This is a genomic window from Mesorhizobium sp. M7A.F.Ca.ET.027.02.1.1 (assembly GCF_004022985.1).
Lineage (GTDB): Bacteria > Pseudomonadota > Alphaproteobacteria > Rhizobiales > Rhizobiaceae > Mesorhizobium.
Map to the genome: position 1 here is coordinate 1 of NZ_RZOL01000206.1, position 10,711 is coordinate 10,711.

Sequence of the window (10,711 nt, forward strand, 5' to 3'; positions counted from 1 at the left end):
GGATAACCGCTGCTGCGACGACGATGATGGGAAGACGGTTGGCCATCACTGGTTACCTCCCGTAACGCCACTGGGCGCGGCGGGTGCCGGCGCTTTCGGTTGCAATGCCGGCAGCGGCAGATAGGGAACGACCCCTTGCCCGTTGCCCTGCTCGACGATGACCTTGCTCGAATCCTTCAGAACCTTCTCCATGGTTTCCAGGTAGAGGCGCTTGCGCGTTACATCGGGCGCCTTGGCATATTCGTCATAGACCGAGATGAAGCGCTGCGCCTCACCCTCGGCTTCCTGCACGACCCGGTTCTTGTAGGCGGCCGCGTCTTCGCGGATCTGTGCGGCCTCGCCGCGCGCCTGGCCGAGCTTCTGGTTGGAGTACTGGTTGGCCTGCTCGACGAACTTGTCCTCGTCCTGTTCGGCGCGCTGCACTTCGTCGAACGCATCGGCCACTTCGCGTGGCGGTGCCGCATCCTCGATCGAGACGGCGTTGACGTTGAGACCGGCCTTGTAGCCGTCCAGCGTCGTCTGGATGATTTCACGCACCGAGGCGGCAATGCCCTGGCGGTCGTCGCGGAAGATGTCCTGCGCCGGCCGGCGACCGACGGCTTCACGCATGGCGCTTTCGGCTACCTGCCGCAGCATACCGTCGGGATCGGACACATCGAACAGATACGCGCTCGGGTCGGAGACCTGATAGGCCACCGAGAACTGGACGTTGACGATGTTCTGGTCGCCGGTAAGCATCAGCCCGGACGTGTTGCCACTCGTCGCGCCGCCGCCGCCGATATCGACGAGCTGCTCGGAAATCTTGGCCGTCTCGACGGTTTCGAGCGGCCACCAATGGAAATGCAGGCCAGGCTGCGACAGTTCGGTCTTCGGCTTGCCGAAGCGCAGTTCGACCGCGACCTCGTCGGGCTGCACGGTATAAACCGCCTTGAACGCCCACAGCACCACAAGTGCAGCCGCGATCAGCGCGAAGATAGCCGGGCTCGCGCCGCCGCCACCCGGAAGAGCGCGCCGCAGCCGGTCCTGGCCGCGGCGGATGATGTCTTCGAGATCGGGAGGCGAGCCCTGTGGCCCGCTGGGTCCCTTTGGACCCTGCCCCCAGGGTCCCTGATTGTTGCCGCCGCCCCATGGGCCGCCGCCACCGCCGCTTTTGTCGTTCCAGGGCATGAATGTCCTTTCGCTTGGAATTCCCTCAAGCGCCGGTATTACGGCGCAAAATCCAGTATTGTTCTTCTATAGGGACGCCACGAGGCGCTTTCAACGCGATGCGCTGCCGACTTCGTCCGATTTGTCCGGTCGCGACCCTTTGTCTTCCTTCAATGCCCCTTTTTTCATTCAATGTCTCTCTCGACGCCGCTCGTAGACCGAATAACGCGTCGGGTGGCTGTCCTTTTCCCCGGCTGGGACGTCGTGCGAGCTGACAATGTGCCAGGAATCAGGATCGATCGGCGGGAAATACGCGTCGCCGTCGACCGCTGCCAGCACATGGGTGACATGCAGGCGATCGGCCAGCAGCATGGCCTGGACATAGATTTCGCCGCCGCCGATGACGCACACCTCGTCCACATCGGCCATGCGGCGCCCGCGCTCCGTCGCCAGTTGGATCGCGGCCTCGAGCGAATGTGCCGCCTCGACGCCCTCGGCGCGCCAGGTCTTGTCGCGGGTGACGACGATGTTCAACCTGCCCGGCAGCGGCCGGCCGATGCCCTCATAGGTCTTGCGGCCCATGATGATGGGCTTGCCCATCGTATCGGCTCTGAACCGCTTGAGATCGGTGGAGAGCCGCCACGGGAGCCCGCCGTCCCGCCCGATCACGCCGTTCTCGGCGATGGCAACGTAGATTGCGACGTGCATCAATTGCCGTCCGTTGGCTCGAGGATCAGGATGTCGATGTCGCGCTCGGGGTATAAATCATCCGCCGTCATCTCGAATGTCGTCGGTCCGGTCTTTTTGACATTGTCGCCGCAGAACGAGACCAGGGCTTTCGGATTGCCCTTGTCGATCGTCAGCTTGAACTTGCCGATCGTGCCAGTGGCCCAGTTGCCGCCGGTGGTCAGGATATAGGCGATGCGGTTCTCGAAATATTTGGGGTAGCCGTCAGGGTCGTCCTTGGCAGCCTTGCGCACCGCATTTTCGAATGTGCCATCCATGCAATAGCGGGCCTTGTAGGCCGCATACTGTCCCTGGAATTTGCCGTCGTAGAAGAAGCTGACTGAAGACGTGCCGCCGACGCTCGGCTTATAGTGGTGGGAAACATGGACGTCCTTGTTGGCCGGAAAGGTCGAGCGCCACCAGTAGGTCGAACGCAGTTGCCAGAACGGCGTGTAGACCTTGGTGGTCTCGGTGCCGTCGCTGCCGGTGTCCTCGATGATGATGCCGCGGTTGACCCAGTCATCGACAACCGCTTGCGGCAGCTTGGCCAGCGCCGCCTTCGCCGCATCGCCGAATGGATAGAACGGCACGTTTTGCGCCTTCAACTCGGCGCTGATGTCGATGCCGAGCGCAAACACCTTCTGCTCCAACTGCGGCTTGACGGCAACACCGTCGATCGTCACCTCGAAGCCGAGGAAATTGTCGCTCTGGTTTTCGGGAATCGCCGGGATTTCTTCGGGATTGCCCGATATTTCGGGCATCGGGAAGGCGACGATTGCGTCGACATCCTTGTCGGTGTTGTTATGGAAGACATAGTCGACCGTCACCTTTTCCGGCGAGATGAAGAGGTCCTCGCTTTGCATCGACACGGCGTCGCTGCGCGACAGGATCAGGCCGCCGGTGCCAAGTTCGGCAACCGAATCATTGGCGAAGGCGGGCGCGGACGACAGGGCCAGCACGGCGGTCAGAATATATCGCAACATGGAAACAACCTCGGCCAGAATGCTTGCAGGACCCTAGCGGTTTCAATGTGGCGTTCAAAGCCCTTCCGCATCCGCGGACGCGCGCCAGCGCGGTCTGGACTAACAGGTTCCGATCGGGCAGGAGTTCGCCCATGCGCAAGCTTCTCGTCATCGGCATCGGCGCCGGCAATCCCGACCACATGACCGTCCAGGCCATATCACGCCTGAACCAGGCGGATGTGCTGTTCATTCCCGACAAGGGTGCGAAAAAAAATGAACTGGCCGAACTGCGCCGCCGGATATGCGACCGCTTCGTCACCAATCCGAAGTCGCGCCGCGTCGAATTCGACGTGCCGGTGCGCGACATGCCAGTAGAAGATGGGCCGGAGCCCTCCTACCGCGCGACCGTCGATGACTGGCACGAAGCCATCGCCGCCATTTACGAAGGCCTGATCCGCGATGAGATTGCAGGCGACGGCTGCGGCGCCTTCCTGATCTGGGGCGATCCTTCGCTCTATGACAGCGCGTTACGCATCCTCGAGCGCGTGCGCCTGCGAGGAAATGTGGCGTTCGAGCTTGAGGTGATCCCCGGCATCACCGCTGTCCAGGCGCTTGCCGCCAGCCACAAGATGGCGCTGAACCGCATCGGCGATTCCGTCCTCATCACCACCGGCCGCCGCCTCACCGAGGAAGGCATGCCGGACAATGCCGGCAGCGCGGTCGTCCTGCTCGACGGCAAATGCGCCTTCAACACGCTTGTCGACAAGGATGTCGTCATCCACTGGGGCGCCTATCTCGGCACGGAAGACGAGATTCTCATCTCTGGCCGTCTCAGTGATGTCGGCGCCGAGATCGAGAGAACCCGTGAAGAAGCGCGCCGGAAAAAGGGCTGGATCATGGACACTTACCTGCTTCGCAAGCCAAGCGCAGAGGATTAGGCCCTACTGCCCTACTGCCCTACTGCCCTACTGCCCTACTGCCCTACTGCCCTACTGCCTCATCCCGCATCAATCTCCGCCTGCAATGCCTCCATATGCGCCGCCGCCGCGGCCGAGGCTGCGCGCTCGATGGCGCGGAAGCGGCTGACCACTGCCAGGCCGACCGCCGTCAACTGTGCGCCGCCGCCCTTGCGGCCGCCGGTCTGTGCCGCCACCAGCGGCTTGCCGAATACCCGGTTCATGTCCTCGACCAGGTCCCAGGCGTGCTTATAGGACATCTCCATGCCGCGAGCGGCGGCCGAGATGGAGCCGAAGGCGGCGATCTGTTCCAGGAGTTCGATCTTGCCCGGCCCGACGCGCCCGTCGGGATCGAGATTTATCCGCAAGCTCAGCGACGGCATCTTTGCTCTCCGCGGTCACTACCCAACCCCATACTAGAAGCTCCCTGGCGAAACCGCTATTCCAAAAAGACATAGCGGGATTATCCATCCGCCTCGGCGGGCAGGCCGGCGCCGGTGTTCGCCCGATCGAAGCTCACCGTCTTGATCACCGCGAAAACCTTGCCGCCAAGATGAAGCTTCAGCGCCTGCCGCGACTGTTCGGTGATGCGGGCAAGCACGATTGCGCCATTGCAGTCGATACCGACCTCGACCGCGGGCCCTTCGCCCGGGCTCATCGCGGTAATGGTCCCCGGCAGGATGTTGAGCGCGCTGAGGCCCGTCGGCTTTTCGGTGGCGATCATCACATCGCGGGCGCGAATACGGATGCGCACCGGCGTACCTGCCTTCATCGCCAGCTGTGGCACCCGGAGCTCGCCCGCGGCCGAGCCGAGCACGGTCATGCCGAAAGTTTCGTCGTGATGCAGCACCCTGGTGTCCAGCACGGCGCCGCCCTCGCCGCGCTCCTCCGCCGGCAACAGGTCGAGCCTTTGCATCACCGCCTCGGTCGGCCCGCTGGCAACGACATTGCCCTGTGCCAGCATCACCACATCGCTGGCCAGCCTCGCCACTTCGGCGACCGAATGACTGACATAGACGATCGGGATTTTCGTCTCGTCGCGCAGCCGTTCGACATAGGGCAGGATTTCGGCCTTGCGCGCTTCGTCGAGCGAGGCCAGCGGTTCGTCCATGAGCAGCAGTCTGGGGCTGGCAAGCAATGCCCGGCCGATCGCCACGCGCTGTTTCTCGCCGCCCGAGAGCTTTGCCGGCCGCCTGTTCATGAGCGGCCCGATGCCGAGCAGGTCGACGACGGCATCGATATCGGCGTAGCGCTCCGCCGGCGGCGTGAACCAGCGGCCGTAGCGAAGATTGCCGGCAACGCTCAAATGCGGAAACAGCCGTGCGTCCTGGAACACCATGCCGATGCGGCGCTTGTGCTTCGGCACGAAAATGCCGGCACCGGTATCGACCAGCACACGGCCGTCGACCTCGATGCGTCCCCTGTCGGGCCGGATCAGCCCGGCAATCATGTTGATCAGTGTCGTCTTGCCCGACCCAGACGCGCCGAACAGCGCCGTCAGCCGCCCGGCGCTTTCGAAGCGGGCGTCGATGGCGAAACCACCCAGCCGATGACTGATGTCGACGAGAACGCTCATTCGATGTCCAGTCGCCGGCCGACACGCCGCGCCAGCACCTCCGAAGCCACAAGTGCTGCCATGGAGATGACGATGGAGATCAGCGTCAGGCGGAGCGCCCCTTCATCGCCACCCGGCACCTGCGTGAAGGTGTAGATCGCCGACGGCAATGTCTGCGTCTCATTGGGAATGTTGGAGACGAAGGTGATGGTGGCGCCGAACTCGCCCATCGCCTTGGCGAAGGCCAGGATGGCGCCGGCGATCAGCCCGGGCAGGATCAGGGGCAGCGTGATGGTGGCGAACACCCAGAGCGGATTGGCGCCGAGCGTTCCCGCCGCCGCTTCCATCTTGCGGTCCACCGCCTCGATCGACAGCCGGATCGCCCGCACCATCAGGGGAAAGCCCATGACGCCGCAGGCCAGCGCCGCACCTGTCCAGCGGAAGGAGAAGACAATGCCGAAATGCTCGGCCAGGAAGGCGCCGGCCGGGCCGCGCCGGCCGAAGGTCAGCAGCAGCAGATAACCGGTCACCACGGGCGGCAGGATCAGCGGCAGATGTACCAGCCCGTTGAGAACGGTCTTGCCCCAGAACTGTCCCCGGGCAAGCAGCAGCGCAATCAAGATGCCCGGCGGCAGGCTGGCGAGCATCGCCACCGTTGCCACCTTGATGGACAGCCGAACCGCATTCCATTCGTCGGGAGTGAGGTCCAGCAGCCAGTTCATAGTGCCCCTTGGAACTCAGTTGCTCGGCGCGAGCACGGTAAATCCCTGATCCTTGAACAGCGCGGCCGCCTTGGCCGACTGCAGGCATTTCAGGAAAGCCGGCGTATCCTTGTCCTTCGAATCGGTGGTCTGGGCAACCGGATAGATGATCGGCGGGTGCGAATCCTCCGGGAAGGTGCCGACCACCTTGACGCTCTTTTCGGCATGCGCGTCGGTGGCATAGACAATGCCAAGGGCGGCTTCGCCCGTCGAAACCAGCTTCAGCGCCGCGCGCACGTTTTCGGCCTGCGCCACCTTGCCCTCGACCGAGGACCAGACGCCGAGCGATTCAAGTGCGGCCTTGCCGTATTTGCCGGCCGGCACCGCCTTGAAATCGCCCATGGCGAGCTTGCCGTCGCCGATCAGCTTGGCGAGGTCAAAACCCTTCTCGATCCTGGTGTCGACCGCCGAGTCCTTCGGCGCCACCAGCACGATCTCATTGCCGAGCAGCTTCACTTCGGTGTCCGGCTTGGTCAGCTTCTTGTCGGAGAGATATTTCATCCAGTCGAGGTCGGCCGAGATGAAGACGTCGGCAGGCGCCCCGCCCTCGATCTGCTTGGCCAGCGCCGAGCTTGCGGCATAGGAGACGGTCGCGGCTTCGCCGACATCGGCCTGGCAGGTCTTGTTCACCGCGTCGAGCGCATCCTTGAGGCTGGCCGCGGCAAACACGACCACCTTGTCTTCCGCATGCGCTGCCGGCACGACTGCCATCAGCGCCGCAGCCAAACCGCCAATGGCGATCGCCCTCGATCCAAAACCTTTGCGCGTCATGGAAAACTCTCCCTGGTTTGAAATCCGGCCGGCTCGAAGCCTGCTAACCGATATATCCGTATGAATATAACAAGGGAAGGCCCGGCGCCCCATGAAAGCGTCTGTACGACACCGATTGTTCTGATGAGACCGGCAAAGAAACCCTGGAAAGGAAACTCCGATGAAGATCAGCGCCCGCAATATCCTCAAGGGAACGATCGCCGAGATCGCCAAGGGAGCCACCACCTCGCATGTCAGGATCGACATCGGTGGCGGCGCCATCGTCACCGCCTCGATCACCAACGAGTCCGTCGCCGATCTCAAGCTCGAAAAGGGCAAGCAGGCCTATGCCGTGGTCAAGGCCTGGGACGTGATGGTCGGCATCGACTGAAATTTGCGGCCTTAGACCGCGATCGGCGCCTTGATCGACGCATCGGCGACGTAGTTTTCCAGCCGGAAATCCTCGAAGCGGAAGGCGAACAGATCCTTCACCTCCGGATTGATCCACATCGTCGGCAGCACCTTCGGCGTGCGCCGCAGTTGTTCGCGTGCTTGCTCGAAATGGTTCGAGTAGAGATGCGCATCACCGAGCGTGTGGACGAAATCGCCGGGTTTCAGCCCGGTGACCTGCGCCACCATCAAGGTCAGCAGGGCATAGGACGCGATGTTGAACGGCACGCCAAGAAAGATATCGGCGGAACGCTGGTAGAGTTGGCAGGAAAGCCGCCCTTCCGAAACATAGAACTGGAAAAGGCAGTGGCAGGGCGGCAGCGCCATCGCTTCCACCTCGGCTGGGTTCCATGCCGAAACGATCAGCCGCCGCGATTGAGGATTTTTGCGTATCTCCTTGAGAAGATTAGCGATCTGGTCGATCGAGCCGCCATGGCCATCCGGCCAGGAGCGCCATTGCTTGCCGTAGACCGGGCCGAGATCGCCATTCTCGTCGGCCCATTCGTCCCAGATCGAAACGCCGTTATCGGTGAGGTATTTGATGTTGGTGTCGCCAGCCAGGAACCACAGAAGCTCATGGATGATCGACTTGAGATGCAGCTTCTTGGTCGTGGTGACGGGAAAGCCGCGCGCCAGGTCGAAACGCATCTGGTAGCCGAAGACGGAGCGCGTTCCGGTGCCGGTGCGGTCGCCGCGATCGGCGCCATTGTCCAGCACGTGCTGCAGGAGGTCGAGATACTGGCGCATCGGTTCCGGCTCGATTCGGTTGTCCAGCCATCATAACTTACAGACGGGCGGTCGAACACCACAAAGCAGCGCAAGCCCAGCCCTAAGCCAGCCAGTCCCCAACAACATCACCGGCTGGCGCCTAGACCGCGCCAGCCCTGCAAATGACGCGCAATCGTCAGAGGGAACCGAGCTTACCCAGGTCCTTCGCAACCAGGTAGTAAAAAGTCACTCGGCTCTTGGTGTTGTCGGCAGCCATTGCCTTGCAAGTCTTCTCGATTGACGCATCGGCCTTCGCTGCGTCGCTGATGCCGAGTTTCTTGGCGACCCAATTGTCCCTGACACGCCCGAGTTCCTTCGGGTCGGTGCAGGATACCAGCGAGGAATCGCGGTTCCTGAGCGCGATGCCCAGGTGCTTGACGATCTTTTCAACCGCATCAGCACTGGCGCCGGCATCGTATTTCTTCACGTCTGCAAGATAGTCGGCCATCAAAATTCCCCTCGTCGGCGCCACGGATCCGATCGATGAGGGCTGTGGCGCGCTGCTGCAACATGTGCGCTAGGTCGGTAACTCCTCACCGGGGCAAAGCTTCGGTTGAGACCGCGCCCAAGTCAACCCTTTGGACTTGCGGTTTTGTCAGGGGGACAAAGTGCCATTGCGGCCTTCCATTTCTTGCGATGGCCCCCTATATTCAGTCTGTCGGCTTGACCGACTATGGCGATAAATGGGCGATGAAATAAGCCGTTCGGACCCGGGGGCGGTACCCGGCGCCTCCACCAAAAGCTGCTGCTGATGACAGAGCGGTTTTTGCTGGGGGCGAAATAGGATCGACGAAGGTGTAAAGATCGTACTTTTGCCCGGCATGGTACCACCGTCATCGGGCTAAACCTGTAGTTGCAAATGACAACTATGCGGAAGCACGTCTCGCCGCGTAAGCGGTGCGATAGCTTCAAATCAAGCCCTAGAGGTTCGCACTTCTAGGCGGGGTTCGGAGGTACCTGGCAACAGAAACCTCCACTTCTCCCCTCCTCCTCAACATGCGTTACGCACAACGGCAGCTCCCGCCGGCCAACTTCGCACGCCCTCGGGCCGCGAAGCCGCCCTGCCGCGTGCCACCTCTCCACGGACAAAACATGCAAAACGATTCCGATCGATTCTTCGTGCTGACCGGCGGCCCCGGCTCCGGCAAGACCACCTTGATCGAAGCGCTGCGCCACGCAGGCTTTTCCACCTCGGTGGAAGCCGGGCGCGGCATCATCCGCCACCAGTCTCAGATATAGGCGGACCCGCTTTGCCCTGGCGCGATCGCGCGCTGTTTGCGGAGTTGATGCTGTCATGGGAGATGCGCTCGTATCAAATCGCGCAAGAACAGACCGGGCGTCCTGTTTTCTTTGATCGTGGCGTTCCGGACACGCTCGGCTATCTCAGGCTGAGCGGCCTGCCGGTACCCGAACACGCCAACGCTGCCGCCGGGCGCTTCCGCTACCATCAGCGCGTCTTCGTCGCCCCGCTATGGCCGGAGATCTTCGCGCAGGATGAAGAGCGCAAGCAGACGCTCGACGAGGCCGAGCGCACCCACCATGCGCTGGTCGGCGTCTACACGGAACTGGGCTATGAGATGATTCCGTTGCCGCTGGCATCCGTCGAGGCGCGGCTGCGCTTCGTGCTGGCCGAGACAGGATTGGCGTGAACAGGATTGGCGTGAAAAAGGCCGGGATGAACCCCGGCCTTTTTTCATTTGTTTTGGTTGCTTATTCCGCCGGTGCCTCGGCAACCTCGCGCGAGCGGCCGAGCGTGACCTTGGCCAGCGTGAAGGAAATCACCGCACAGAGCGTGATGCCGGCCACCATCGGCAGCGGCGTGCCGTCGAAGAACACGCCGGCAACGCCCATGGCGAGCGCACCGATGGCGAAGTGCAGCGTGCCCATCAGCGCCGACGCCGTGCCGGCGATCTCGCCATGCTCTTCCATGGCCAGCACCGAGGTGGTCGGGATGACCAGGCCGAGGAAGCCGTAGCCGACGAACAGCAGGGCCGCCATCACGTCGAGCCGGTCGACGCCCGTCGCCATGATCGCCAACAGCACCACCATCGTCGAGGCATAGCCGGTCACCGCGACACGCACCACGCGGCGCAGCCCAAAACGCTCGGCCAGCAGCCCGGTCAGCTGCGACATGCCGATGAAAGCCACCGCATTGATCGAGAAGAACACGCTGTAGACCGAAGGCGACAGCCCGTAATGGTCGATCAGAATGAAGGACGAGCTCGACAGATAGACGAAGAAGCTCGCAATGCCGAAGCCGGCGATCGCCACCAGGCCAAGGAAATTGCGGTCGCCCATCAGGAAGCGATAGCCGGCAAGCGCGGTTCCGAAGGAGGAACCGACGCGTTCTTCAGCCGGCCGCGTCTCCTTGAGCGAGGTTGCGAGCAGCACCGTGGCAAGGGCGGCCGCACCGGTCACCGTCCAGAACACGGCGCGCCAGCCGAAACTCTCAATGATCACGCTGCCGGTCAGCGGCGCCAGGATCGGCGACACCGAGAACACCAGCATCAGCAAGGACATCAGCTTGGCGGCCTCATTGCCGGTATGCAGGTCGCGCACGATGGCACGCGGAACGGCCATGCCGGCGCTGGCGCCAAGCCCTTGCAGGAAACGGAAAGCGATCAGCCATTCGACTGT

The 10,711-nt window shown here is 62.7% G+C and carries 12 protein-coding genes, 1 other RNA gene and 1 pseudogene; 4 read left to right on the forward strand and 10 right to left on the reverse strand.

Features of this window, described 5'->3' with window-relative positions; all coding sequences use genetic code 11:
• Window positions 1-45: 45 nt before the first annotated feature.
• From hflK to EN749_RS21275, 3 genes are all read right to left on the reverse strand, one after another.
• Window positions 46-1,167 carry an FtsH protease activity modulator HflK gene (hflK, locus tag EN749_RS21265; protein WP_128363896.1) on the reverse strand — a complete coding sequence of 374 codons (1,122 nt, stop codon included), beginning with the start codon at window positions 1,165-1,167 and terminating at the stop codon, window positions 46-48.
• Window positions 1,168-1,335: 168 nt separating this feature from the next.
• Window positions 1,336-1,854, reverse strand: coding sequence for a dihydrofolate reductase (locus EN749_RS21270; protein WP_128363897.1), 519 nt, complete (start codon window positions 1,852-1,854; stop codon window positions 1,336-1,338).
• Window positions 1,854-2,855, reverse strand: a complete 1,002-nt coding sequence (locus EN749_RS21275) for a DUF4424 domain-containing protein (protein WP_127398801.1) — start codon at window positions 2,853-2,855, stop codon at window positions 1,854-1,856. The genes EN749_RS21270 and EN749_RS21275 overlap by 1 nt, the downstream gene beginning before the upstream one ends.
• Before the next feature lie 131 nt (window positions 2,856-2,986).
• Here EN749_RS21275 and cobF point away from each other — a divergent pair, with 131 nt between their 5' ends.
• Complete coding sequence (cobF, locus tag EN749_RS21280; protein WP_128363898.1) at window positions 2,987-3,772, forward strand: precorrin-6A synthase (deacetylating); 786 nt, start codon at window positions 2,987-2,989, stop codon at window positions 3,770-3,772.
• A gap of 59 nt (window positions 3,773-3,831) precedes the next feature.
• Here the strand turns inward: cobF and EN749_RS21290 are convergent, their stop codons facing one another.
• The 4 genes from EN749_RS21290 to modA all read right to left on the reverse strand — a co-directional run bounded on the left by EN749_RS21290 (window position 3,832) and on the right by modA (window position 6,877).
• Window positions 3,832-4,173 carry a winged helix-turn-helix domain-containing protein gene (locus tag EN749_RS21290; protein ID WP_127271788.1) on the reverse strand — a complete coding sequence of 114 codons (342 nt, stop codon included), beginning with the start codon at window positions 4,171-4,173 and terminating at the stop codon, window positions 3,832-3,834.
• 80 nt (window positions 4,174-4,253) lie between these two features.
• Window positions 4,254-5,366 carry a molybdenum ABC transporter ATP-binding protein gene (gene modC / locus EN749_RS21295; RefSeq protein ID WP_128363900.1) on the reverse strand — a complete coding sequence of 371 codons (1,113 nt, stop codon included), beginning with the start codon at window positions 5,364-5,366 and terminating at the stop codon, window positions 4,254-4,256.
• Entirely contained in the window at window positions 5,363-6,067 is a 705-nt protein-coding gene (gene modB / locus EN749_RS21300) for a molybdate ABC transporter permease subunit (protein ID WP_127293102.1), read from the reverse strand. The genes modC and modB overlap by 4 nt, the downstream gene beginning before the upstream one ends.
• 15 nt (window positions 6,068-6,082) lie before the next feature.
• Complete coding sequence (gene modA, locus EN749_RS21305; RefSeq protein ID WP_128363901.1) at window positions 6,083-6,877, reverse strand: molybdate ABC transporter substrate-binding protein; 795 nt, start codon at window positions 6,875-6,877, stop codon at window positions 6,083-6,085.
• A gap of 160 nt (window positions 6,878-7,037) precedes the next feature.
• On the opposite strand from modA, the gene EN749_RS21310 reads away from it, so the two are divergent.
• Window positions 7,038-7,247, forward strand: a complete 210-nt coding sequence (locus EN749_RS21310; RefSeq protein ID WP_128363902.1) for a molybdopterin-binding protein — start codon at window positions 7,038-7,040, stop codon at window positions 7,245-7,247.
• An 11-nt stretch (window positions 7,248-7,258) separates the two neighbouring features.
• Here the strand turns inward: EN749_RS21310 and EN749_RS21315 are convergent, their stop codons facing one another.
• Window positions 7,259-8,053 (reverse strand): thymidylate synthase, encoded by a 795-nt coding sequence (locus EN749_RS21315; protein WP_027160597.1) that lies wholly within the window; start codon window positions 8,051-8,053, stop codon window positions 7,259-7,261.
• A gap of 157 nt (window positions 8,054-8,210) precedes the next feature.
• Window positions 8,211-8,522, reverse strand: coding sequence for a DUF2853 family protein (locus tag EN749_RS21320; protein ID WP_023813086.1), 312 nt, complete (start codon window positions 8,520-8,522; stop codon window positions 8,211-8,213).
• Window positions 8,523-8,692: 170 nt separating this feature from the next.
• On the opposite strand from EN749_RS21320, the gene ssrA reads away from it, so the two are divergent.
• Together ssrA and EN749_RS21330 are read left to right on the forward strand one after the other, a co-directional pair.
• Window positions 8,693-9,052, forward strand: a transfer-messenger RNA (tmRNA) gene (ssrA, locus tag EN749_RS21325).
• A gap of 114 nt (window positions 9,053-9,166) precedes the next feature.
• Window positions 9,167-9,723 (forward strand): annotated as a pseudogene (locus tag EN749_RS21330) (AAA family ATPase).
• Between the two features lie 61 nt (window positions 9,724-9,784).
• Here EN749_RS21330 and EN749_RS21335 read toward each other — a convergent pair.
• On the reverse strand, window positions 9,785-10,711 hold a 927-nt coding region (locus EN749_RS21335; RefSeq protein ID WP_128363903.1), incomplete at its 5' end, for an MFS transporter.